This is a genomic window from Nesterenkonia sp. PF2B19 (assembly GCF_001758425.2).
GTDB classification, from domain to species: Bacteria; Actinomycetota; Actinomycetes; order Actinomycetales; family Micrococcaceae; genus Nesterenkonia; species Nesterenkonia aethiopica.
In genome coordinates this window covers 81773-106708 of record NZ_MDSS02000004.1, presented here as the reverse complement: position 1 = coordinate 106708, position 24936 = coordinate 81773, and the positions used below count along the sequence as shown (strand labels likewise).

The 24936-nt window shown below is 70.6% G+C and carries 21 protein-coding genes; 7 read left to right on the top strand and 14 right to left on the bottom strand.

The window, feature by feature from the left end; all coding sequences use genetic code 11:
• Positions 1-15: 15 nt before the first annotated feature.
• From BCY76_RS02240 to ffh, 13 genes are all read right to left on the bottom strand, one after another.
• The gene (locus BCY76_RS02240) at positions 16-1074 is read right to left on the bottom strand and encodes a tyrosine recombinase XerC (protein ID WP_083277664.1); all 1059 of its coding nucleotides are present in this window, start codon (positions 1072-1074) and stop codon (positions 16-18) included.
• A 21-nt stretch (positions 1075-1095) separates the two neighbouring features.
• Entirely contained in the window at positions 1096-2553 is a 1458-nt protein-coding gene (locus BCY76_RS02235) for a DNA-processing protein DprA (RefSeq protein ID WP_085437107.1), read from the bottom strand.
• Positions 2550-4151, bottom strand: coding sequence for a YifB family Mg chelatase-like AAA ATPase (locus BCY76_RS02230; RefSeq protein WP_085437106.1), 1602 nt, complete (start codon positions 4149-4151; stop codon positions 2550-2552). The genes BCY76_RS02235 and BCY76_RS02230 overlap by 4 nt, the downstream gene beginning before the upstream one ends.
• Positions 4148-4558 carry a YraN family protein gene (locus BCY76_RS02225; RefSeq protein ID WP_070161417.1) on the bottom strand — a complete coding sequence of 137 codons (411 nt, stop codon included), beginning with the start codon at positions 4556-4558 and terminating at the stop codon, positions 4148-4150. The genes BCY76_RS02230 and BCY76_RS02225 overlap by 4 nt, the downstream gene beginning before the upstream one ends.
• Before the next feature lie 150 nt (positions 4559-4708).
• Positions 4709-5410 carry a ribonuclease HII gene (locus BCY76_RS02220; RefSeq protein WP_070161415.1) on the bottom strand — a complete coding sequence of 234 codons (702 nt, stop codon included), beginning with the start codon at positions 5408-5410 and terminating at the stop codon, positions 4709-4711.
• Complete coding sequence (gene lepB, locus BCY76_RS02215; RefSeq protein WP_083277663.1) at positions 5410-6189, bottom strand: signal peptidase I; 780 nt, start codon at positions 6187-6189, stop codon at positions 5410-5412. Before lepB (BCY76_RS02215) ends, BCY76_RS02220 begins: the two co-directional genes overlap by 1 nt.
• Entirely contained in the window at positions 6179-6886 is a 708-nt protein-coding gene (lepB, locus tag BCY76_RS02210) for a signal peptidase I (protein WP_070161413.1), read from the bottom strand. Before lepB (BCY76_RS02210) ends, lepB (BCY76_RS02215) begins: the two co-directional genes overlap by 11 nt.
• Positions 6887-7038: 152 nt before the next feature.
• On the bottom strand, positions 7039-7431 hold the full coding sequence (rplS, locus tag BCY76_RS02205) for a 50S ribosomal protein L19 (RefSeq protein ID WP_070161411.1): 393 nt from the start codon (positions 7429-7431) through the stop codon (positions 7039-7041).
• Between the two features lie 245 nt (positions 7432-7676).
• Positions 7677-8423: a tRNA (guanosine(37)-N1)-methyltransferase TrmD gene (gene trmD / locus BCY76_RS02200; protein WP_070161409.1), complete on the bottom strand. Its 747-nt coding sequence runs from the start codon at positions 8421-8423 to the stop codon at positions 7677-7679.
• A gap of 71 nt (positions 8424-8494) precedes the next feature.
• Entirely contained in the window at positions 8495-9076 is a 582-nt protein-coding gene (rimM, locus tag BCY76_RS02195) for a ribosome maturation factor RimM (protein WP_083277662.1), read from the bottom strand.
• 24 nt (positions 9077-9100) lie between these two features.
• Positions 9101-9343 carry an RNA-binding protein gene (locus BCY76_RS02190; RefSeq protein WP_070161407.1) on the bottom strand — a complete coding sequence of 81 codons (243 nt, stop codon included), beginning with the start codon at positions 9341-9343 and terminating at the stop codon, positions 9101-9103.
• Complete coding sequence (rpsP, locus tag BCY76_RS02185) at positions 9337-9786, bottom strand: 30S ribosomal protein S16 (protein WP_070161405.1); 450 nt, start codon at positions 9784-9786, stop codon at positions 9337-9339. The genes BCY76_RS02190 and rpsP overlap by 7 nt, the downstream gene beginning before the upstream one ends.
• Before the next feature lie 205 nt (positions 9787-9991).
• Positions 9992-11614 (bottom strand): signal recognition particle protein, encoded by a 1623-nt coding sequence (gene ffh / locus BCY76_RS02180; protein ID WP_070161403.1) that lies wholly within the window; start codon positions 11612-11614, stop codon positions 9992-9994.
• Positions 11615-11826: 212 nt separating this feature from the next.
• Between ffh and BCY76_RS02175 the strand changes: the two genes are divergently transcribed.
• From BCY76_RS02175 to BCY76_RS18455, 5 genes are all read left to right on the top strand, one after another.
• Positions 11827-12540 carry a hypothetical protein gene (locus BCY76_RS02175; RefSeq protein ID WP_085437105.1) on the top strand — a complete coding sequence of 238 codons (714 nt, stop codon included), beginning with the start codon at positions 11827-11829 and terminating at the stop codon, positions 12538-12540.
• 1665 nt (positions 12541-14205) lie between these two features.
• A complete protein-coding gene (locus BCY76_RS02170; protein WP_336581737.1) occupies positions 14206-15141 on the top strand; it encodes a glycosyltransferase in 936 nt (311 codons plus the stop codon).
• Positions 15142-15305: 164 nt separating this feature from the next.
• A complete protein-coding gene (locus BCY76_RS02165; protein WP_070158633.1) occupies positions 15306-15677 on the top strand; it encodes a hypothetical protein in 372 nt (123 codons plus the stop codon).
• 196 nt (positions 15678-15873) lie between these two features.
• Entirely contained in the window at positions 15874-18462 is a 2589-nt protein-coding gene (locus BCY76_RS02155; protein WP_085437103.1) for a glycosyltransferase, read from the top strand.
• A 120-nt stretch (positions 18463-18582) separates the two neighbouring features.
• Positions 18583-20163: an ATP-grasp fold amidoligase family protein gene (locus BCY76_RS18455; protein WP_070158630.1), complete on the top strand. Its 1581-nt coding sequence runs from the start codon at positions 18583-18585 to the stop codon at positions 20161-20163.
• Here the strand turns inward: BCY76_RS18455 and BCY76_RS18450 are convergent.
• Positions 20127-22301 (bottom strand): acyltransferase family protein, encoded by a 2175-nt coding sequence (locus BCY76_RS18450; protein WP_070158629.1) that lies wholly within the window; start codon positions 22299-22301, stop codon positions 20127-20129. The genes BCY76_RS18455 and BCY76_RS18450 overlap by 37 nt on opposite strands.
• A gap of 281 nt (positions 22302-22582) precedes the next feature.
• Between BCY76_RS18450 and BCY76_RS02140 the strand changes: the two genes are divergently transcribed.
• Positions 22583-23752 carry an acyltransferase family protein gene (locus BCY76_RS02140; protein WP_070158628.1) on the top strand — a complete coding sequence of 390 codons (1170 nt, stop codon included), beginning with the start codon at positions 22583-22585 and terminating at the stop codon, positions 23750-23752.
• 27 nt (positions 23753-23779) lie between these two features.
• Positions 23780-24679 (top strand): SGNH hydrolase domain-containing protein, encoded by a 900-nt coding sequence (locus tag BCY76_RS02135; protein WP_085437102.1) that lies wholly within the window; start codon positions 23780-23782, stop codon positions 24677-24679.
• Positions 24680-24936: the final 257 nt, after the last annotated feature.

Below are 24936 nucleotides of genomic sequence, written 5' to 3'. Positions count from 1 at the left end.
GACGTCCGCGCAGGCTCAGGCCCGAGGATGCGCCTGTCCATAGGCAGCACGCAGGCCTTCGACGGAGACGTGGGTGTAGAGCTGAGTGGTCGACAAGGAGGCGTGTCCCAGCAGCTCCTGCACTGTCCGCAGATCTGCACCACCGTCGAGCAGATGGGTGGCGGCGCTGTGACGCAGCGCGTGAGGACCCCGGGCCGCCGTGGTGCCGAGGCTTTCGAGCAGAACATCGACCACCCGACGGACCGTGCGCTGGTCGATGCGCGCCCCGCGACGTCCCAGGAAGACGGCCTGCCCGGAGCGCTCCGTGACGAGACGCGGGCGCCCCTGCTCCAGATAGGCTTCGACGGCCTGCTCGGCGGGCACGCCGTAGGGCACCATCCGTTCCTTGTCCCCCTTGCCCAGTACGCGGACCATCCGGCGATCGGCGGCGAACGACGGCACGTCGAGCCCGACCAGCTCCGCCACACGCATGCCGGTCGCGTAGAGGAGCTCGACCATGGCGAGGTCCCGCAGGGCGACGGCGTGGTCGATCGGGGCTTCCGCGCGCCGCTCCGCAGTGTCCCGGCACCGCTCGGTGAGCCGGGTGATCAGCTCATCCACCTGACGGTCCTGCAGGACGTCCGGCAGGCGGCGGGCCGTCCGCGCGGTCCGAAGCCGCACTGAGGGGTCCTCGGGCAGGGAACCACGACGGTGCGCCCACGCGGTGAAGCTGCGGACCGCCGCGATCTTGCGGTTCACGGTCGCCCGTCCGAGACCGGCGTCGTGGAGGTCCGCCAGCCAGGTGCGCAGACGGAGCAGGTCCAGCCGAGCCAGTGGACCCACGGCCTGCCGAAGCTGACGAAGGTCAGTGCGGTACGAGCGCACAGTGTGCGCCGAGAGTCCCCGCTCTGCGCTGAGATGGGTCAGGTAGTCCCGGAGCAGGGCGTCCTGCTCGGCACCCGCGGCATCCGCGGCATCGACGGCACCCACGGCACCCACGGCATCGTCGGCGGGCACGCGCGCGAGGTCGCCGTCCGGACTGCCGCCCGGCGGTCTGGCTCTCCGGCCTGTGGCCGGATCGTCCCTGTCCTCCATGTCGGCAGTCTATCGGTGCGATCACGACGTCGCGCACACCGTGCTCCGCCCCCAGCGGCCGCCCGACTCCCGCGCCAGGCCGCACCGTTGGAGCCGGGTGAGCCCGCCCAGCACCTGCGGCATGGGCAGTCCCGCCACTTCCGACAGCTTTCCGGCGGTGCTGAGCCGCCGCAGCGGCAACGCATCGAACAGCAGCCTGTCGGTCTGGTCCAGGCCATCCAGCACCTCCGTGATCCTCGCGCGCTCCCCCGGGGCTCCGCTGTCCCCGGCGTCCTGCCCTCGGCCGCCCCGATCGCCCGCTGTGCGCACGGAGACCGTGGGACCCGACCGTTCCGGCAGCGGAAGTCTCGGCTGGTCGAGTCCTCCGATGCGCGGATCCGCAGGCCCGGCGCTGGTGGCTGTCGGGGTCACCTCAGCGATGAGGCTGACGACGTCAGCGGCATCTGTGATCACTTCGGCGGGGGTCTCGCGCAGGAGCCGGTGACAGCCTGCGGATCTCGCCGCATGCACACTGCCCGGCACAGCACCGACCGGTCGACCGAGCCCCAAGGCGTGGTGGGCCGTGTTCTGCGCCCCGGACCGCCATCGGGACTCCACCACGACCGTCGCCGCGGTCAGCGCAGCGATCAACCGGTTCCGGTGCAGGAAGCGGTGTCTGGTCGGACTCCCACCGGGCGGCATCTCGCTCACCAGCAGGCCGTGCTCCCCGACCGCCCGCAGGAGGGAGTCATTGCCGGCGGGATAGAATCGGTCCAGGCCCCCTGCGAGGACCGCGACGGTCGGAGCGGCCGCCTCGGCACCTCTGAGGATCGCCCCATCCGCTGTCGGGCCTGCCGCACCGTGCGGCGCCGCACCGTCGCGGCGCAGCGCGGCACGATGGGCGGCGGCATCGATACCGTAGGCCCCTCCGGAGACGATGCAGACACCGTGGCCCACCAGGTCCTCGACGATCTCGGCTGTGACCCGCAGCCCGTAGTCGCTCGCCTCCCGCGAGCCGACGACGGCGACCCGACGGGGCAGACGCGGCAGCCGGCCCCATGCGGCCTCGATGCGCGACCCGGCGCCACGATGCCAGAGCGCCAGCGGCGCGGCCCCGCCGAGATCCTCGAGCTCACTGGGCCACCATGGGTCCTCCGGCACAGTCAGGCCCCCTCCGAACCTCCAGATGGTCTCCAGGTCACGCGCCCCCTGGGCCTGCCTCCGGCGAGTGCGCCAACGGGCCAGCCCAGCATGGAGATCGCGTTGTCTCGCACCGAGCCCGGACTGTGCCCCCAGTTCCCCGATCTGAGTGGTCAGCGTCGCCCCAGGATCTGCCTCCGACATGATCAGTGCGTGGGCTTCTACCGGCCCCAGATGAGCGACCAGCAGCCCGGCGAGTGCGTCACCGGGTTCGACCAGGCGACTCAGCTCGGCCCGCACCCGGAGCAGATCCTCGTCGACAGCAGGTCTCCCTCGGTCCTGTCCGACGGCCCCGTTCATGCCGCCCTCCTCTCCTCCGCGGTCTGCCTCAGCTGCATCGCCGCATCGACCTCCTCGGTCCCTGGGCAGGACTGGCCGGCGAGGTCGGCCAGCGTCCAAGCCAGACGGAGCACCCGGACATAGCCGCGGAGCGAGAGCACCGCCCGATCCAGGCTCGCATCGAGCGCCCGGGTGCTGGCGGGTGTCAGCCGCAGCGGTCCGGTGAGCAGTCGCAGCGGGAGGTCCCCGTTCGTCCTCAAGCCCCAGGGGGCGAGCCGTTCCCTTTGGGCGCCGCGAGCCCCCATCACACGCCGCAGCACCTCGGCGGAGCTCTCTCCGGGCTCCGCCAGGGCCATGGCGGCGGATCGAGGCCGTTCCACCTGGACCTGCAGGTCGATGCGGTCCAGCAGCGGACCAGAGAGCCGCGCGAGGTAGGACCGGCGTTGCAGCACCGTGCAGGTACAGTCCCGCCCGGTGCCCACAGCCATCCCGCATGGACACGGATTCGCAGCCATGACCAGCTGGAAACGCGCGGGATACGTGACGGTGCCCGCCGATCGGTGCAGAGTCACCGCCCCCGTCTCCAAAGGCTGACGCAGGGCATCCAAGGTGGAGCGTTGAAACTCCGGCGCCTCATCGAGGAACAGGACGCCCCGGTGGGACCGCGTCACCGCGCCCGGGCGGGGCAGCCGGGAGCCGCCGCCGATGATCGCCGCCGTGCTGGCGCTGTGATGCGGCGCTTCGAAGGGAGGACGTCGTGTCAGGGCCGTGACAGGTCCCGTCGGCCCCGCCACCGAGCCGATGGCGGTCACCTCCATCGCCTCATCGTCGCCCAGCGGTGGAAGGACGCCGGGCAGTCGTTCCGCCAACATGGTCTTCCCGGCGCCGGGTGCACCCATGAGGAGGAGATGGTGACCACCGGCGGCGGCCGCTTCCAGCGCGAACCGTGCCTGGGGCTGCCCACGGACCTCTGCGAGATCGGGCAGGGCTTCGGGTCCCGGCTCCACGTCCTGGTCCGCCGCGGCGCTGCCGGTGTGGCGGTCCATCACCACATCCGGGTCCACCGGAAGACGGCGTGGATCCACGCCGGCGACGCCGCGATCCCGCCGTCCGGACACGGCGAAGCCTTGGGCAACCTCGTAGGCATGGGACGCGGCCCAGACTTCGATGCCGGGCACCAGCGCGGCCTCGGCCGCGTTCTGTCGGGAGACCACCACACGCACCGCCCCGGCCCGCGCGGCAGCCGCGACCGCAGGCAGAACGCCTCGCACCGGGCGCAGGCGGCCGTCCAGACCGAGTTCAGCCAGAAAGACCACCTCGTCGGTGCCGGCGACCAGCCCGTCGGCCGCCCACGCGCTCATCAGAATCGCCAGATCCAGGGCTGAGCCGGACTTCGGCAGAGAAGCAGGCAGCAGATTCACGGTCAGCCGCCGGGAGGGCAGGTCCAGTCCGGAGTTCTTCGCCGCGGACCGGATGCGGTCCTGGCTCTCCCGCAGCGATGCGTCCGGCAGCCCCAAGAGGATGAAGGCCGGCAGCGACTGGCCGATGTCGGCCTCCACGTCGATCAGGTGCCCTTGGACTCCCACGAGCACCACCGAGCGGGCGCGTCCCATGCTCATGGCCGCAGGTCCTCCAGGTGCTCGATCTGCGGCACACCCAGTGCGGTGTCGCGCTCGGCGGGGAAGAGCACCGAGACGGCGTCCACACGCAGAGGCACCCGCACGCCGCTGTGCTGAGCGGCGTACTCGCGGAGCAGCCGGTGCAGCCGGTGCAGCTTCACCGGGGTCACGGCTTCGAACGGATGACCCCAGCCACGGCCACGGCGGGTCTTGACCTCGACGGCCACCAGGACGCCGTCGTCGAGAGTGATCAGGTCCAGCTCACCGTGGCGGCTGCGCCAGCGTCGGTCCAGCACGATGTGGCCGGCCGCGACCAGGTGCGTCTCCGCGTACTCCTCCCCCAGCAGTCCCAGCTCGTCCTTGCTCGGCGGCGCCTGGTGCTGGTGCCGCGACGGAGTGATCTCCATCTGTGGTGCTCCCTTCCTCGGTGCGCACCACTCTGCCCCGCCGCCGAAAAGCCCACGAGCTCCGCGACGCGGTCTGTGGAGGGCTGGGCGTGTCGTCAGCCCACCGGTCGCTCCTGTGGAGGAACGGAAGACGCCACGTGCCGGCCCGAGTCACCGGCGGAGGGCGGCGTCCCGGAGGGAATGCCTTCCCGGCACCAGCTTCCAGGAGCGCCGATGCTGAGGGGTCAGCCCCCGCTCCACCAGGGCTGCACGGTGGGCCGCCGAGCCATAGCCGCGGTTCGACTCCCAGCCGTAGCCGGGGTGCTGCTGCGCCAGGTCCGCCATCAGGGCATCGCGGCGCACCTTCGCCACCACACTGGCCGACGCGACGGAGAGGGCCTTGACATCAGCCTTCACCAGAGGATGGACGCGCGGGGACGCCCCGCCCGTCAGCCAGTCATGGGAGCCATCGAGGATGACCGCGTCGACGGCGAGCCCCAGCGAGTTCTCCACCTCGTCCAGGCCCGCCAGGCCCGCCTCGCGGAGCGCCGCCGTGATGCCGATCTGGTCGATGCGGGCGGCCTCTCGGTGCTGGACGCTGCACGAGGCTGCCCGTTCGAGCACCACCGGAGCCCATCGCTGCCGAGCTGCGGCGGTCAGCAGCTTCGAGTCTCGCACCCCGTCGAGCCCCTCGACCACGCCCGTCGTGGGACAGTACTCAAGTCCAGGCTCGTAGAGGTCGAAGACCGTCACGCCGACGGTCACGGGCCCGGCCAACGCCCCACGGCCCACCTCGTCCACTCCGGCGACGTAGCGCGCACCGATCGACGAGGCCAGGGCCAGCTCCGGCAGCAGCGTCGCGTTCTCCGGCATCAGGGCGCCTCCGGCACCTCGATGAAGGGGTCGCGGTCCGACCCGCCACCGGCCCACCGGTCCCAGGGCCAGATGATCGCCGTCGAGCGGCCGATGACGTCGTCGAGCGGCACCGCTCCCATGTCACCGTCCTGCACATGAGCTCTCGAGTCCGCCGAGGCCGATCGGTGGTCACCGAGCAGCCAGACGTGACCCTCCGGCACCGTCACGGAGAACTCAGTCTGGCTCGGGGCGTCTCCGGGGAACAGGTACGGCTCGTGGATGGGTTCGCCGTTGACGCTGATCCTGCCGGAGTCGTCGCAGCACTCCACCTCGTCGCCGTCCATCCCGATCACCCGCTTGACCACGTAGTGCGCCGAGGTGTCAGGCATGAGGCCCAGGAAGATCAGTGTGTCCTGCAGCGCCGTCGTGTCGGCGGCCTCCGCGGCACCCCACCATCCGCGCGTGTCCTCGAAGACCACGACGTCTCCCCGCTCGACGTCCATGACCTCCGGTGCCAGCAGGTTCACCACGATGCGGTCATCGACCTCCAGCGTCGACTCCATCGACTCCGACGGGATGTAGAACGCCCGCATCAGGAAGGTCTTCACCACGAAGGAGATGATCAGCGCGAGCACCACGATGGTCGCGATCTCGACCAGGAAGGCGGCGGCCGGACTGCGATCCCGCAGCCGGCGGCGCTCCTGCGGACCGTCGGCCCCGGGCCGGTCCGGACCTCCCGTCCCCTCACCCGAAGCGGGCTCCTCGGACACGCCGCGCGGCTCGTCCTCACTGCTCATCCGTGCCCTCCTGGCGTTCGTGGTCGTCGGCGGATCCCAGCAGGGGATGCGGGTCCGCTGCGGACGTGCTGTCCTCGGCGAGGTCACGCCGCGCGCTCCAGGGCCAGAAGACATCGGTAGCGCGGCCGATCAGCCGATCCTCGCTGATCATACCGCCGCCCGGAGCCCCGAGCAGGGCTCGCGAGTCCACCGACTCGTCGCGATTGTCGCCCATGACCCACAGGCGTCCCGGGGGCACCTCGACGTCGAAGGACTGTTCGGAGGCCGGCTCCTCGGGGCTGGGACGCCACCCCAGGTAGGGCTCCTCGAGCGGTTCGCCGTCCACCGTCACACGCCCCTGCTCGTCACAGCAGGCCACCGTGTCGCCGCCGACGCCGATCACGCGCTTCACATAGGTCTGTGGGGGCGACCCGATGCCGAACCAGTGACCTGCCCTCTCAGCCAGCTCCACGAGCGCACCATGGTCTGCCTGGTACGGAGTGAAGGACCCCGTGCCGTCGAAGACGACGACGTCCCCACGGTCCGCACCCGAACTTCCCGGATAAGAGCGGTCCACCAGGATCCGTTCGCCGTCGTCCAGGGTGGGCTGCATCGAGTTCTGGTCGACCGTGTAGACGTCGACCACCCAGGTGCGCACCGCCGTGGTGGCCAGCACGGCCGCCAGCACGGTCAGCAGCATCAGATGCCAGAGCCTCACGCGTCGCTGAGCAGACGACGAACCCCGAGCCTCATCGGCAGTGCCGGGAGACTCGGGGTTCGGAGATGACGACATGGGCGCAGCCCGATCGGCTCGTCGGACATCGGACCGGGTCCGACAGACCGGAGCCGGTCAGACCTGGTCCAGACCGATCAGGCCTCGGTCGCCTCGACGTCCTCGCCCTGCTGCCGGGCGATGGCCGACTCGCGCTTCTCGCGGATGCGAGCGGCCTTGCCGTGGCGGTCACGCATGTAGTAGAGCTTGGCGCGACGGACGTCACCGCGGGCGACGACCTCGACCTTCTCGATCACCGGGGAGTGCACCGGGAAGGTGCGCTCCACGCCGACGCCGAAGGAGACCTTGCGGACGGTGAAGGTCTCGCCGACGCCGCGACCCTGGCGGCCGAGCACGTAACCCTTGAAGACCTGGACACGAGTGGTCTTGCCTTCGACGATGTTGACGTGCACGTTCACGGTGTCGCCGGGGGCGAACTCGGGGATGTCATCACGCAGGCTTGCTGCGTCGACGAAGTCGAGAGTGTGCATGGTGTTTCTCCTCGGACGACTGCCACAGGTCACTCGTCCTGATCGACAGACCTCTCACCCGGAGGCGGGCGTATGCCCTCGGGGCGCAGGTCATCAGGTGTGATCTCCGGCGCCGACAGGATCAGCGGCACCGGCGGCCTCACTGTTGACGGTCATCCCCCATGGCAGATGAACCCGTCCAGCAGGCACGGAGGACCATTATGCCAGATCGTCGACGCCTGGGCGACCGGACCGGGACGAGTCCCTCAGCCCTGGGCCTCGTCGGCGCGCCGCGCCGCCTCCTCCTGGGCGACGATGTGCTTCGCGTAGAGATCGGGGCGGATGCGCCGGGTCCGCAGCAGCTGCTCCTGGCGCCGGTGCTCGTCGATCTTCGCGTGGTTGCCCGAGAGCAGGATCTCCGGCACCTCATGCCCGCGCCAGACGGCCGGCTTCGTGTAGACGGGATACTCGAGGAGGCCGTCGGCGTGGGACTCCTCGTCGAGGGACTCCGGATTCCCCAGCACTCCGGGAAGCAGACGGGTGATCGCCTCCACCATCACGATGATGGCCGCCTCCCCCCCGTTGAGCACGTAGTCGCCGATGCTCAGAGGCAGGACGTCGAAGTGCTCCTGGGCCCAGTCCGTGACGCGCTGGTCGATGCCCTCGTAGCGACCAGCGGCGAACACGAGATGCTCCCGTGCGGCCAGCTCCTCGGCGGTGCGCTGGGTGAAGACGTCACCGGCGGGCGTGGGGATGATCAGCACGGGGCGCTCAGCGGGGCTCGGAGCCGCGAGCACGTTCTCCAAGGCCAAGGCCCACGGCTCCGGCTTCATGACCATGCCCGCGCCGCCGCCGGTCGGTGTGTCGTCGACCGTGCGATGCCGGTCGGTGGTGAAGTCGCGCAGCTGGTGGCGGCGCAGCTCCAGAAGTCCGTCACGCTGGGCCTTGCCGATGAGCGAGAGGTCCAGCACGTCGAAGAACTCGGGGAAGATCGAGACGGCGTCGATGCGCATCAGAACGGATGCCTTCCTGGTCATCGGTCACGGAGGGCCGGCTGAGAGGCCTGACGGCTCGGGACGTGGGGTCAGAAGAGACCGGCGGGAGGGTTGAGGCGGATGAGCTGGGCCTCGAGGTCGATCTCCGGAACGAGCTCGACGACGAAGGGAACCAACACCTCCTCACCCGAAGGCGTCCCCACGGACAGCAGGTCCTGCGCGGCGCCGGTGATGAGCTCCCGCGCGGTGCCGAGCTCCTCACCGTCCGGGCCCACGCAGCGCAGACCGGCGATCTGATGGCTGTACCAGCCGTCGTCGTCCTCCGGCTCCGCCGGGACGTCGATATGCAGGAACGAGCCGCGCAGCGCCTCTGCGGCATCGCGGTCGTCGACCTCGGCGAACCGCAGCAGGCAGATGCTCTTGTTCCACCGCTGACCGGTCACAGTCAACGACGTGGTGCTCCGGTCGAGGGTGTCCCGCCCCGGCGTGCGGATGAGCTCGGCTCCGGGGGCGAGCCGCTCGGAGGGCTCATCGGTGAACAGCTGCACCGTGACCTCGCCACGGACGCCGTGCGGCTTGCCCACGCGAGCGACCCGCAGGCGCTCCGCCGTCTCCGGCGGTGCCTGCGGGTCGCTCGTCTCTGGGCGCTTCCCGTTCTGGGCAGTGCTCATAGTGGTCGCAGCCTGGGACGTCGCTCAGCGACGCCGGTCGGTGTCGACCACGTCGACGCGGACGTGCTCGCCGTCTGGGAGCGCGGCGATCACGGTGCGCAGTGCCTTGGCAGTGCGCCCCGCTCGACCGATGACCCGGCCGAGGTCGTCCGGGTGGACCCGGACCTGGAGCACATCGTGACGGCGCCCGCTGCGACGACGGACGTCGACGTCATCAGGTGAGTCGACGATGCCGCGCACCAGGTGTTCGAGAGCATCGGTCAGCACTGCATCAGCCACGCGGAATCACTCAGCCTTGTCCTCGGTGGTCTCCTCGGCGGAAGCTCCGCGGACTCCTCGGCCTGGGGCTTCTCGGGAGCCTTCTCGGAGGTTCCGACGATGACCGAGCCCTTCTGCGGGACCTGGTACTCCTCCTTGGGAGCCTTGGTCTTCAGAGTGCCCTCGGCGCCGTCGAGGCCCTTGAACTTCTGCCAGTCACCGGTGATCTTCAGCAGTGCCATGACCTGCTCGGTCGGCTGAGCGCCGACGGAGAGCCAGTACTGGGCACGCTCAGAGTCGATCTCGATGAACGAGGGCTCCTCGGTGGGGTGGTACTTGCCGATCTGCTCGATGGCCGCTCCGTCACGCTTGGTGCGGGAGTCGGCGACGACGACACGGTAGTACGGTGCGCGGATCTTACCCATCCGCTTCAGACGAATCTTGACTGCCACTTGAGTGGTCCACTCCTGTTTCTTGTTTTCAGGGGCGCGGCCGAGCATCGTGCTGCGTGGGGATTGCTGCTCAGTCGATGCGACCGCTCAAGGAACAGTGATCTGCCGCAGGGTCAGAGGGTCGCCACGGCCGATCACAGTACCTGCCCATTGTGCCAGACAAACCCTCAGGGCGCGATTCGACGCGCCCCGGACGCACGGCGCCTCACTTGAGGTACTTCTCGAAGCCCTTCGGCAGGTTCAGCTGGGCCGGGTCGAAGGCGTCGTCACCGGCCGCTCCGAAGCTCGAACCGTCCATGCGCTTCTTGGCCGCCTCGGCCTTCCGGCGCTCCGCCTCCTGGGCCTCCTGCGCGGCGCGGGCCGGGTTGCCGGACTTCGCCTTCTTCTTCCCCTTGCCCTTGGCGGGCTTCTTCCGCCCCTTGCCGGCACCCATACCGGGCATGCCGGGCATCCCGGGCATCCCGCCGCCGGGCGCCCCTCCGCCGCCGGGCATCTGCGGCATCCCGCCCCCGCCGGCCATCTTCTTCATCATCTTCTGCGCCTGAGTGAACCGCTCGAGGAGCTGGTTCACCTCGGAGACATGGACGCCCGAACCCCGGGCGATGCGGGCCCGACGCGAGCCATTGATGATCTTCGGAGCGACCCGCTCATGCGGGGTCATCGAGTAGATGATCGCCTCCACGCGGCCGATCGAGGACTCGTCGAACTGGTCAAGCTGCTCCCGCATGCCCTGGGCGCCGGGCATCATGCCCAGCAGCTTCTTCATGGAGCCCATCTTCTTGAGCTGCTGCATCTGGGCGAGGAAGTCCTCGAGGGTGAAGTCCTCCCGGTCGGCGAACTTCTGGGCCATCTTGGCGGCCTCGGCCTTGTCCCAGCTGGCCTCGGCCTGCTCGATGAGCGAGAGCACGTCACCCATGTCCAGGATGCGCCGGGCCATCCTGTCGGGGTGGAAGACCTCGAAGTCCTTCAGCCCCTCACCGGTGGAGGCGTACATGACGGGCTTCCCCGTCACCGAGGCCACGGAGAGCGCGGCTCCGCCTCGGGCGTCGCCGTCGAGCTTGGAGAGCACCACGCCGGTGAAGTCCACGCCTTCGTTGAAGGCCTGCGCCGTGGTGACCGCGTCCTGACCGATCATCGCGTCGATGACGAACAGCACCTCGTGGGCACCGACGGCGGCCTTGACGTCGGCAGCCTGCTGCATCAGTTCGGAGTCGACGCCCAGACGGCCGGCGGTGTCGATGATGACGACGTCGTGGAGCTTCTCACGTGCCTCGGCCACACCGTCGCGGGCCACGCCCACCGGGTCCCCGGTGGGCGTCTCCTCCTCAGAGGACACCCCGGGATGCGGCGCATACACCGGCACGCCGGCCCGCCGCCCGCCGACCTGCAGCTGGTTCACCGCGTTGGGGCGCTGGAGGTCGCACGCGACCAGCAGGGGGGTATGACCCTGGTTCTTCAGTCGGTACGCGAGCTTCCCGGCCAGGGTCGTCTTTCCCGCGCCCTGGAGACCGGCGAGCATGATGATGGTGGGAGGCTGCTTGGCGAACTGCAGCTCGCGCGTCTGACCTCCGAGGATGCCCACGAGCTCCTCGTTGACGATCTTCACGACCTGCTGGCCTGGGTTGAGTGCCTCGGCAACCTCAGAGCCCAGCGCACGGGCCTTCACGCGGGCGATGAACTCACGCACCACCGGAACGGCGACGTCGGCGTCCAGCAGGGCCCGACGGATCTCACGGGCTGTGCCGTCGATGTCCGCCTCGGTCAGGCGCCCCTTGCCGCGGAGGTTCTTGAATGTCGCTGTGAGGCGATCGGAGAGGGAGTTGAACACTGGGTGCAGATCCTTAGATCGACAGAGCTGGGGCAGGCAGGGCAGAGCCGCTCCGGCCCGCGTGGCCGACCGGGCGTGTCATCTGCCGAACCTCTAGAGTAGCAATGTGCGTTGGACAGAGACTCCCCCGGCGGGGCCGCAGGAGCCGACAGGCTCCCTGACCGGCTCCCCCGCTGCCCCCTCCCCCCGACCCGGCCGACTCCGCGAGACGGATGTGCTCGGCGCCGCTCTGCGCACCCATCGCGCGGCGCTGCGGACCGTGGAGGACGCCCATCGGCGGGCGGCCGGGAGCTGGTGCACCGACGACGCGGCGGCGAGACGACGGCGACGTCCGCAAGACCGGTGCCGAACCTCGACCCAGGACCGCCGCAGAGGCCGACGCGGGGGCGCATCCGACGGATCGGCTGCGCCGGGACCACGCTCGGGACCACCTGCGCCGCGCTGAGGAGCACCGCCAGCGGCACGAGTTCCTCGCCCAGATCGCGACCATCTCCCCGGGGGCGGTCTCCTCACTCACCGCGGACGACCTGCAGGCGCTCACCGTTGCGGACACCATCGGGCCTCAGGCCCTGCACACGCCTGCGCATCGCCTCCAGGAGGCCCTCGAGGCCGCCCAGGGCCTCCCCGACGGCGAGATGGGCATCTCTCGTCCTCGCCTGCCGGTGCGACTGGGGATCATCGGGGCTCCCCGGGTCCAGGCCCGCTTCAGCGGACTCGCCGACGTCGTGGCACTGACCGGCTCCACGTGGCGGGAGCACCTTGAGGACCTCGACCTGCTGCTGGTGGCCACCGACACGGGGCCTCTCCCGCTGCTCTGGGAGGACGGCTTCGAGGATGCCGCGGCCTCCCCCGCTGCTCGCGACGCGCTCGACGGCGCGGAGGCCGCCGAGCTGCTGACGCGCGGGCCGAGCTGGAGCACGCGCTGACGATGCGCCATCTCGCGGAGACCGTCATCCCCGCGTTCCGGGGCAGAGGGGTCCCCACCGTGCTGGTGTCCACCGCAGGGACCGCCGTCGAGGAGACCGCGGAGCTGGCGCGCGCATGCTCGCGGATCGTCACCACCGACGCCGAAGCCGCGGCCCTGTACCGCGCTCAGGAGACCGAGTCGACCGGCGTGGACGTGATCCCGGCGGGCGTCAATCCGCTGATCCACAGTCCGATCGGCACGCGCCCGGCGCGCACCGACCTGGTGGCGCTGCTGGGCTGCGAGCAGACGCACCCGGCGGGCCACCTCTCTGACCCACCCTACGCCCCGGCGCTGCTCGACGGTGCCCTGATCTCCGGTCGTCCCGTCGTCCTCCTGCAGCCCGACCCCGCGCAGGCGCCGGACTCGGAGCACTGGGTGATCCCCACCCGCTACGGGCCTTGGACGGTCTCGGCGGACGAGGCCGCCGACATCGACCTCACCTACGGCACCGACACGCTGCAGCGAGCCATGGATGTGGCGCTGACCATCAACGCCGTCGTCGACTCGCAGGCGGTGTTCGACCCGCAGATCCTGGAGCTGCAGGCCAGCGGCACGATGGTGCTCTCCACCTACAACCAGGGCCTGAACTCCTACCACCCGCACACCTACATCGCGAACTCCGCGGAGGACGTCGCCAAGACCCTGCAGCTGATGTCGCAGGAGGAGCTGCGCCGCGTCCAGGGCGACGGCATCCGCAAGGTCTTCACCGACCACCACGCCTCCGACGTGCTGCGGCGCATCTGCGAGCGCGCGGGGCTGAACGTGACGCCCGTGCGGGAGAGGGTCCTGGCGGTCGCCGAGCAGCGCACGGACGACCTCGCCCGCGAGATGGCCGAGCAGACTCATGCCGACGTCGAGCTGATCACGTGGGAGGAGCTGGCCGGGCGGGTGGAGGAGTCCGGGGCGGAGGCCGCGGCCGGGAGCTTCGACGTGCTGCTGCCGGTCTCCCCCACCAGGCACCATGCCCCCACCTACGTGGCCGACCATGTGGCGGCGTTCCGCTATCAGTCGGCACCGGTGACCCAGAAGCTCTCCGGCGACGCCGCGGACAGCGACTCCCAGGCCCACCGCCATCGCCGCGGAGTCCTCGCGCTCGAGCTCACGGCCTGGTGGCGCCCGGCCCCTGACCTCCTCGGGACACGTCAGGAGCTGCTCCGGGCGGCCGAACGGAGCCGGGTCTACTGCGTGGACCACCTGGGCCATCGCCCGGCTGGTCCGCTCACCACCGGCGCTTCGCGTCGGGACGCCCGAGAGGCGTCGGGCACCGCATCGGCGGGGTCGACGACCCCGCATGCGGCCCCTGCCGAGCACCCGGAGACGCCGGCCTCCGCACGTCCGTCCTTCTGGGACGTCGTCCGCGGCGTCGCTGCCGCCTCGGAGGTGAGCACCCCGATGACCCCGAACCTGGAGCGGGAGTCCGCAGCGTCCGGCAGCGCCGGCACGCCCGCGCCGCCGGAGGCTCGTCGTCCGAGGCGGCGCGGCCATCCCCGGAGTCCGCGGCTCCGAGCACACGGGACGCCCACCGCGACGGCGACCGGCGCCGTCGCCGCTGACCGCAGACGATCTCGAGGCGGTCCAGCAGGAGGCTCGCCGCACGGCCCACGAGCTCGGCCTTCAGCTGGCGGTGATCGTGCCCATCTACAACAACGGCGACCACCTGCGCCACAAGGCCTTCGCCTCGCTGCGACGCTCCTCGATCTTCGAGAGGATGCACGTCCTGCTGGTCAACGACGGGTCCACCGACCCGGTGACGGTGGACACGGTGGAGGAGCTCGCTCACCGGTGGCCGAACGTGACCGCCTACCACCATGCCCGCGGGGGCTCGGGCTCCGCCTCCCGTCCGCGCAACACGGGGCTGGCCCTGAGCTTCACCCCGTACGTGACCTACCTGGATCCGGATGACGAGGAGCTCGACGACGGCTACTGGGAGCTGATGGACACGCTCGAACAGGCCCCAGAGGCGAACTTCGCCCTGGGCACCATGGCGGTGTGGACCAGGAAGCATTCGGTGCACGACTACCACGCGTGGTTCGCCGGAGCGATACCACACCGCGACGGACTGTTCCGCGTGGACCGGGAGTCGCTGCCGGCTGTCGGCTTCAGGCCGGCCAGCATCGAGGCCCTGGTCGCCCGGACCGACTGGCTCAAGGGGCTGGGACTCGTCCAGCCGGAAGGGGCCGTCGGTCAGGACACCTACTTCTTCCAGCAGATGCTCTTCCACACCGAGGCCTACGCTCCGGTGTACCGCCCCGTGTACACCTACTACGGCGCGGTGGACACCTCGATCGTCAATGTCGTCTCCCCGGGCTACTTCCGCAAGTACCTCATCCTGGAGCAGGCCCGGGCGGCCTGGCTGCGCGAGACCGGGCTGCTGGAGGCCTACATGGAGCAGCGGTTCGAGAAGTTCTTCGTCACCTGGTACCTGGACAAGTACAAGCGAGTCCTCCCCCACCAGCGGGCGGAGGCCGCGGCCGTGTTGCGTGAGATCGCCGCAGCCTACGGCGAGTACAGTTGGACGTCACCGAAGGCCAGGAGGTTCTTCGAGAGCGGGTCCGGCTGACCTGCGGCCCGCCTGCGTCAGCCGACCTGTCTGTTCCGCCCGCCCATCCTGCTGTGGCCCTTCCCCGCAAGGCCCGCTACCGTGAAGCACAGCCCGCCCTGTGCGGTCCGCCGCCTCTGGAGGCGCTGCGGCCCGCCCCATGACAAGGAGTACCGAGGACACGCATGAGTGCAGAAGCCGCGACCGAGCAGCCCCTGTCGGAGGACGCGCGTGACGTCATCGTCGCACTGCTCGGGCAGCAGGAGGCCCTCCTGGCCGAACTCCGCTGGGCCTACGACCAGCTGGAACGCACCCAGGAGGCCGACATCGCCGAGCTGCGCTCCCGGGTGGCCAAGCTGGAGCACCGCGTGGCGGCCCGCCGACAGGCTCCGACTCCCCCGGTGACGGGCAGCTCCCCTGACGAATCTCCGGCCAGCAGGATGCGGCGACGGCTGGAGTCCGCCGTCCAGGATCCGGAGCGGACCGTCCGGGCGGCTTCCCGTCGTGTGCGCCGCCAGGTGGGGAAGGTCGCCCGGCGCGCGGGGATCTCCCGGTGAGCCGGGCTCGACTCCTGGGGCCCTCAGCCCGCCAGTCGGAGCTGGATGAGGCTCGAGAGCGGATCGTCGGCCTCGTGGCGTCCCGCGATCCGTTGCGCCAGCTGCTGGAGCCCGGGGCCCTGCAGTCGCTCGGTGTCCGTGACTCCTCTCCCTTCTGGGGCGGCGGGCCGGGGCCGAGGCGTTCCTGGACCAGCTGATGCCCGCCCTGGAGGCGCTGCCGCCGCTCGAGGCGGGAGTCTCGCGTCCGGCGCTTCCGAAGACCGTGGCGGTGCTGGGCGATCCTGACCTGATGGAGGTCCTGGCCGGTGCCGCCGATCTCCGGCTGATCGACCCGGACGACTGGGAGTCGACGCTGTCCGCCGCCGACGCGGTGCTGCTCTCCCCCCGCACCGTGAAGGCCCCCCGGGCACGCGGCCGGGTGATCACTGCCGCCCGGGAGGCGGCCATCCCGCTGATCTACTGCGACACGACGCTGCCGGAACCTGGGCGCCCCGAGGTGAAGCTCGCGGCACGCTGCGACGTCGTGCTCACGACCTCCGAGGAGGGCGCCGAGGAGTACCGCCGTGGCGTGCCGAGCTCAGTGCCGGTGGCCACGGTGGTCCAGCCGGTGAGTCCGCTGCGCCGGTCGCCGCTGGGGTCCCGGACGCACACGCATCGGCTGGTGACGCATCTGGAGCGCCGCCGCGCCGGAGCGCTGGATGCGGATGCCCGCCGCGGTCTGCAGTGGATCCACGACGGCATCGTCTCCTCCGGGTCGCCGCTGCTCCTGGGCCTGGAGGTCCGCGGGCCGGGCGCACGGCGGGAGACTCTCCCCGTCCGGCACCGCCCCTACTGCGCACCGTCGGCGATCTCCCACGCGCCGGGTCTCGACCGGCTCTCCCCGGTCGGCGTCGTCACTCAGGCCGTGGCCGGCTCTCAGACCTTCTTCTCCCCCCGGACCCTGGATCTGCTGGCCTCCGGCTCCCTGGTGCTCTCCACCTACAACCAGGGGCTGAACTCGCACTATCCGGAAGTGCGCATCGCGAACTCGGCCGAGGATGTGGCGGTGGGGCTGGAGTCCCTTGAGCTCGAGGAGCTCCGGCGGGCCCAGGGCGACGGCGTCCGCCACGCGTTCCGTCGGCATCATGCCGTGGATGTGCTGCGCACCGCGCTGGGCATGGCGGGCATCTCCGTGCCGGAAGCCCCGGACCGCGTGCTGGCGGTCGCCTCGGGGGACGACGCCGCCGACCCTGTGCTGGCCGAGCAGCTGCGCCTGCAGACGGCTGGGGCCGTCGAGACCGTGACGTGGGACGAGCTGACGGGCCGCCACGGCGACTACGACGTGCTGGTGCCGGTCTCCTCTGCTCACAGCTACGCTCCCACCTATGTGGAGGACCACCTGGCCGCGCTGGCGCACCAGTCCTGCCCGGTGACCGCCAAGGTGGACGTCCGGCGCGTCGACGCCGGTGATCCGCGCGCCCAGCGGCATCATGGGGCGGGCGCCCTCGCGGCCGAGGAGGTCCCGCCGTCGGGCCGGCCGCTGACCGAGCTGGCGCTCTCGGCCTGGTTCCAGCCCCCGGCTGACGCGTCGCTCTCGCCGGAGACGCTGATCGCGTCGCTCCAGCGCGTGCATCTGTCCGATCATCTGGGACACCGGCCTCGCCGGGGGCACACCGTGGTGACGTCCGACGGCGGAGCCGTGCCGGGCCCCAGGACCCCTTCCGGGCTCGCCGACGGAGACGACCTGGAGACCGTGCGGCGCGAGGTCGCCGCCACCGCAGAGAGGGAGGGGCTGCAGCTCTCCGTCATCGTGCCCGTCTACGACAACGGCGACCATCTGCGGCACAAGGCCTTCGCCTCGCTGCGGCGCTCGTCGATCTTCGAGACGATGCACGTCCTGCTCATCAGCGACGGTTCCACCGACCCCTCGACGGTGGACACGGTCGAGGAGCTGGCCGCGGAGCACCCCAATGTGACGTCCTTCCACCACGGCGGGGGAGGCTCCGGCTCGGCCTCCCGGCCGCGCAACACCGGACTGGACCTGGCCCAGACCCCGTTCGTGACCTACCTGGACCCGGACAACGAGGCGATCGAGGACGGCTACGCGCAGCTGCTGGAGGATCTCCGCGCCCACGAGGACGTCGACTTCGTGCTGGGCAACATGTCGCAGTGGGCCCGGCACCACACCCGTCTGCCCTACGCCGGCATCCTTGAGGAGACCTTCGCCGACCATGCTGAGCCGGACGGCACCCTCGTGGTCCCGGACCGTGCCCTGGAGGCGCTGCGGTTCCGGCCGTTGGGCATCCAGACGGTCGTGGCCCGCACGGGGTGGCTGAAGTCGCTGGGCATCAGCCAGCCGTTGGGCGCGGTGGGACAGGACTCCTACTTCTTCCAGCAGATGCTCCACTATGCCCGACGGATCCGGACCCTCGACGTCGGAGTGCACACGTACTACATGGCAGTGAGCAGCTCCACCATCAACACGCTCAATCCGGGGTACTTCAAGAAGTACCTCCCGCTGGACTCCTCCCGCGCCCGATGGCTTCAGGAGGTGGGGCTCCTGGAGGCCTACCGGCGCGACCGGCTCGAGAGGTTCCTCGTCTCCTGGCACCTGCCGAAGCTGAAGAGGGTCCGGCCCGAGGAGTGGTTCGACGCCGCTGAGAACCTCGCGGAGCTGCTGGCCTGCTACGGGGATCATGAGTGGACGGACCCGGCGGCGCTGGAGTTCTGGGACGACCTGGACCTGGCGCGACGGCGCGACTCGTCGCGCCGTCGTCGTGCCGGCGAGAGGACCGGGGCAGGCTGAGCACGCCACCTGCGCCCGGCCGGGACCTTCCCCGATCAGGCTCGGAGCAGTAGGTTGGAGGCGATGAGCCAGACCCTGGGACACGCTCGTCGCCCCTGATCAGCCGCAGAAGGGAGCCGCATGGTCCGCATCCCGGCCGCAGTGCGTCGCCGCCTGCCGGGCATCGCCTGGCGGGACAGGAAGATTCTCCATCTGGAGACCAGGGTGGCTCACCTCGAGGCCTCCCGCGAGAGGGTGCGGCGTCTGCTGCGGGAGGCGCGCAGCTCCGGCCGCGATGAGCTCCGTCGTCGCGAGGAGGAGATCACGAGGCTCTCCGATGATCTTCAGGAGGCCATCCTCCGCGCGGAGGCCGCTGAGGCGGAGCATGCCCGATTCCGCCGCTCCTCCTTCAAGGGGAAGCTGTCCTCCCACATGGCGGCGGTCAACGCGGCGAAGCTCAGCGGCTGGCAGGCGACCACTCCGGCGCTGCAGCTGCCCTACAAGCTCCGCAGCTACGCTCTGGCACAGAGCCACGGAATCGCCGTGCCGAGGATCCACCAGGTGTGGTCACGCACCGAGGACATCCGGATCCCCGACGACCTGCCCGCAGACCGGGTGGTGCTCAAGGCCGACGGCGGCCACAGCGGTCTCGGAGTCGTGCCGCTGCGTCGCACCGCCGAAGGCTGGCAGACGCTCACCGGACGCGACACGCTCGTCGACGGGCGACCCGGCGATCGACTGCTGAGCCGGCTCGAGCGAGCTCGAGGGCCGTTCTTCCTGGAGTCCTTCCTGGAGCCCTTCGCGCAGCCCTTCGCGCAGCCCTTCGCGACGACGGACTCCCGGGCGGGCGCGGATCACGGGGCCGCCGGTCAGGGATCCGCCGATCTGGCGCTGGTCGGCCCGCCCCAGGGAGCCGAGGTCCGCCTCCCGGAGGACATCAAGGTCTACACCGCCTATGGCGAGATCATGCAGGTGCTGGTGATGCGCACCCACGGGGTGAAGGTCATGAACCGGAGCCGCTTCACCCGGCGCTACTTCGACGCCGAGGCGCGCCCGCTGGGCGAGGTGCTGCCCGGCAGGCCGGAGGACCCGGAGATCACCGCGCCGGAGGGGTGGGAGGATCTCATGGAGGCCGCTCGCCGCCTCTCCATCGCCGTGGGGCTCCCTTTCGTCCGTGTCGACCTCTACTCGACCCCTGACGGCCCGGTGCTCGGGGAGCTCACGCCGATGCCCGGAGGCGTCCAGGAGTACCGGCTGAACCACGACCTGCGATTGGGCGCCGCGTGGATGCGCGCCGACCTGAGGCTGGCCCGAGACCTGGCGCGGGGGCGGCCCAGCGGGACGCTGTTCGGCTCTGAGCCCTACCAGTGGTGGTATCCGGAGCCGAGGGGCGGAGAGCCGGCAGGCACGGAGGGAGGTCCTTCCCGGTGGCCGCGGCTCCAGGCGGACCCGTTGCAGTGGTACACCCCGCCGGAGGACGTGGTCCGACTGGGGACGGACGGGAATGGCGCCGACCAGACAGGCGCCGACCAGACAGGCGCCGACCAGACAGGCGCCGACCAGACAGGCGCCGACCAGACAGGCGCCGACCAGACAGGCGCCGACCAGACAGGCGCCGAGGGTGCAACTGCCGAGGTGTCGATCCCTGAAGAGTCCCGTCCGGACGACCGCGGCCCGGATGAGGATCAGGTGGAGCTGAGGATCGCCGACTCGAGCCGCTGACCGATCTCGCCAGTCGCTGACCGCACGAAGTTCTCGGAGACATGGCTGTTGTCGCGGAAGGTGATGGCGCCGCCCAGCACCGCGTAGCAGAACTCGTCGTCGCAGAGCATGTCCTCGGTGGGGATGAAGTGGAAGTTGTCCTCGTCGCCGAACACCTCGACCGACCGGGTCAGCCAGCGGTCGCCCACGTGCGTGTCGTCGACCTCGTCCCGGCACGCCGCCGGATCCTCCTCGTGGAGCGCGACGCATTCGGGCAGCGTCTGCTCGTCCTCGGTCTCCTTGTTCATCCGCGGCACCTCGCCGAAGACGGCCACCTCCTTGCCGGCCTCGAGCCAGGCGTCGATCGGCGCGTACATGGCTCGCGCCGTGTCGGTGAGCTCCAGATCCGTCTCGGGCAGCTCGAGGTCGTCATCGGGCCCGGAGAAGCTGCTGTGGATCTGGCTGCCGGCGACGACCACCGTCTCGACGTCGTCATCTTCGGCCAGCCGGTCCATGATCTCGGCATTGGCCCTCACGCAGGCGTTGGAGTCGTCGTCAAGCGCACTGACCCGCGGCGAGCAGGCGGAGCGGGTGAGCACCAGCAGACGTTTGTCATGCTCCTGGGCGATCTCGTCGAGCGCCGGCAGCCACATGGTGGCATGCGAGTCACCGAACACGGCGACGGTCCCGTCGGCATCGGTCTCCTCCGCGCCCAGCCAGCACTCCTTGACGCCCTCCTCCTCGGTGTCAGCCTGACAGTCCGGGTAGATCGGTTCGTTGTTCTGCGCCGTGACCTCGGCCGGATGGGGAGCAAGGCCCAGGTCACCTTCCAGCGGGTCACCGCACTGGTCGGGGTTGGCCAGCGCCCGATACCCGTAACAGGGGTGGTCCTCCGAGAGCTCTGTGTCGGCGAAGCCCCGCTCGACGGCGGCCACGGCCGCATGGGCGGTGGAGATCACCAGGACCATCCCGGCCGCCGCCGCCACCACGGCGCGCCAGGTCGGCAGCAGGAACCGCGCACGGCGCAGCGGCGCCTCCACGTACCGCGTGGTCACCGCGGAGAGGCCGACGACGCCGAGGATCAGCATCACCTTGATGTACCAGTGCTTCGCCTCCTCGCTCAGATACGGTGAGAAGACCACGATCGGCCAGTGCCACAGGTAGATCGCGTAGGACCAGTCGCCGATCGCCGTAGCGGGGCGCAGGGAGAACCACCAATGCACGCCCGTGCCGGCTTCGCGCCCGCCGCACATCATCAGCAGCACGGCCCCCAGAGTGGGCATCAGCGCCGCCCCACCGGGGAAGGCGGTGGCGTCGGAGTAGAGCCATGCCGACGCCAGGATCATCCCCAGGCCGGCCCATCCGACCAGATTGGCCGCTCGTCCGGTGAATTGGCTGGAGCCCATCCACAGCGCCAGCAGCGCACCGAGGGTGAACTCCCAGATGCGGGTGGGGGTCACGAAGTATGCCTGGGCCGGCTCATGGGCGGTGTACCAGACCGAGAACCCGAAGGACGCGGCCCCGAGTGCCACGAGCACCACGATGAACGTGGTGCGCACCGCCTGCGCCGTCCGGGCCGCCCGGGCGCCGGTGACCAGCAGTGCCAGCACCAGCAGCAGCGGCCACAGGATGTAGAACTGCTCCTCCACCGAAAGGGACCAGAAATGCTGCACAGCGGTGGCCTGCTCGTCGAGCTTGGAATAGTCCACCGAATCGGCGGCGAGGATCCAGTTCTGCACATAGAGGGTCGAGGCGACGATCTGCCGCAGCGTGGACTGCCAGGCCGTCGACGGCAGCACCAGCACCGCCGAGACCGCGGTGACGAGCAGGACCAGCAGGCTCAGGGGCAGCAAACGACGGATCCGGCGAGCCCAGAACCTCCCCAGCCGCACCGTGCCGGTCTGGGCCGCCTCCTTAAAGAGGTGTGCCGTGATCAGATAGCCCGAGATCACGAAGAACACGTCCACGCCCACGTAGCCGCCCGGCAGATGCTCGGGCCAGAAGTGGTAGAGCACGACGAGCAGCACGGCCAGGGCCCGGAGCCCCTGGATCTCCGGCTGGAAGCGGCTCCCCCTGCGCCGACGCTGGTCCTCGGCGTGCTCCGGCGCCGAGCCTGCGGCGTCGGCCGATGAACGGCGCGTCGTGGAGGGTACGGTCATCTGCTCTACAGTCCTGTCTCGGGGTCGGATCGGCGCGGACGCGACAGCGGCGACGGACCCACCGGCGCTGCGTCCTGGTGAACAGTAACCGATGAGCCGCCCCGCGGACCCGCTGGCAGGCCACACTCCCAGCAAGTTCCCGGCCACCTCCCAGGGTGCTCGTCGAACCTCTACGCCAGCCCTGCGTCCGCGCCGTGATCCACGTCTCGCCGCGGGCTGGGCGCCGTGTCCGGGCCGGGGCACTAGAGTGGTGCGTCGCCGACCCTTCCAGGAGCGCCCCTGTGTCTGCCCCGCAGTCCTCAGCCCGTCCGACCGACCCGCCGTCGTCGTCAGCGTCGCAGGAGCGGCTGTCGCGCGGCGTCCCGGCGAGCCGGTTCCGCCCGGAGCTGCACGGCGTGCGGGGCCTGGCGATCCTCGGCGTGGTGCTCTTCCATCTCTTCGGAGCAGGGCGGGTCTCCGGAGGCATCGACATCTTCCTGGCCGTCTCCGGGTTCCTCTTCACGGCGATGCTGCTCCGCGAGGCCGCATCCCGCGGCGGGGTGCTCGATGTGGGCCGCTATCTGGCGCGTCTGGCCCGCCGCATCCTGCCCCCGGCCGTCGTCGCGATCGCGGTCACCACGATGGCCGGCCTGCTGATCCTGCCCTCCACCCGCCACCACCAGCTGCTCACGGAGGCCCGGGCCTCACTGCTGTACTGGGAGAACATCGAGCTGGTGTCCTCTCAGCTGGCCTATGAGGCGGCCGGGCCCGCCAGCAGTCCGTTCCAGCATTTCTGGTCGTTGTCGGTCCAGGGGCAGTTCTACCTCCTCTGGCCGGTGCTCGCGGTGCTGGCCGTGCTGCTGGCGCGGGCGCTGCGCCGACCTGCGGTGCACGCGATGGCGGTGTTCGTGGTGCTGGTGCTGGGTGCGTCCTTCGCCTGGGCGCTGTGGATGCGCCAGCAGGCCCCTGAGGCGGCGTACCTGATGACCAGCACACGACTCTGGGAGCTGGCCTTCGGGGGTGTCCTCGCGCTGCTCGGCGCCCGTCTGACCCTCCCCCGTCCGGTGCGCGGGGTCGCGGGATGGCTCGGGCTGGCTCTCATCATCTCCTGCGGCTTCGTCCTGGACGGCGCTTCCCTGTTCCCGGGAGCATGGGCGCTGTGGCCCCTGCTGGGACTGGCCCTGGTGCTGGCCTCCGCCGGCCCGCAGGGAGGGCTTCAGGATCCTCCCGGAACAGCGGCCCGTCTCCTCTCAACGCGACCCCTGGCCTGGGTGGGCAGCATCGCCTACGGCCTCTACCTGTGGCACTGGCCACTGCTGATCTTCCATCTGGAGCTCACCGACCAGGACGGACTGGGCGTCCTCGACGGGGCCGGCCTCCTGGTGGTCTCCATCCTGGCCGGATGGGCACCCACCGGTGGATCGAACGCCCGACGGCCGCCCGCGCATCCCTGGCGCCCCGCGTGCCGCTGACGGCGGCCGCAGGCACGCTGGCCATCGGTGCGGTGGCCGACCACCATCGGAGTGATCGGCACCACGGTGACCCTGCCGGAGGGGTACTCGATGGCCGGGGTGGACCGTGCGCTGCATCCCGGAGCGGCGGCGACGGCGCCGGGTGCGGACCCCGCCCCTCCCGACGTCGCCCCGGTGCCCGCCGCCGAGGTGCTCGCCGCGGACCGCCCGCAGTACTACGACTGGGACTGCCGCCAGTCGCAGGGCGGGGGGCTGGAAGCCTCCGAGGTGCTCATCTGTGAGGACCCCGACCCGCCGGCGTCGCCGACTGCGACCGTCATGCTCACCGGGGGCTCCCACGCCGGCCAGTGGCAGCACGCCTGGATGATGCTGGCGGACACCTACGACTGGGAGCTGATCATCGCCGACAAGTCCGGGTGCCGCCTGCAGTCCACGGAGAACGCCGGCTCCTCCTCCTGCGCCGCGTGGAACGCGAACCTGATCGACGCGGTCGCCGAGCGGGCCCCGGACCTGGTGGTCACCCCGGGCACCGTGATGAACCGGAGCACGGAGTCGATCGAGGACGGGGCCCCGCAGCGCTGGCGGGAGCTGCGCAGCACCGGTGCGGAGGTTCTGCTGATGCGTGGGACGCCCCGCCCGGATGCCTCAGTGGCCGACTGCCTGGCCCAGGGTCGGGAATCAGGCGAGTGCGGTGCCGACCCCTCGCAGATCGCCGCCGCCGACCCGCTCGATGACCTCGACCTCCCCGACGGAGTGCACACCGTGGACCTGACGGACCACATCTGCCCCGACGGAACCTGCGACGCCGTCGTCGGCAACGTCGTGGTCTGGTATGACGACTCCCATCTGAGCACCTCCTATGTCGAGACCCTCGCCCCCCTGCTGGACGCCGAGCTGCAGGCCAACGTCCCTGACCTTTTCCGGTGACCTGTTCCGGTGACTCGTTCCTGTGCCTCCTTCCAGTGCCTGCTTCCAGCGCCGTAGAGCGCTCCGGACGCCCGATGCGCACGGAGATGACGCACCCCAGAGTCACTGCTGACCTGCAACTCCGGGCGGCTCGCTGAAGCCCGGAGGCCGCAGGGCCTCTCGTGACCGAGCCGTGATATAAGCTTGCGGGCGTTGCTGTGCTCTGCGCGTCAGTGTCGGCGGGTCCCCTGTCCGGACGGCCTCGCTCCTGTGCGGGG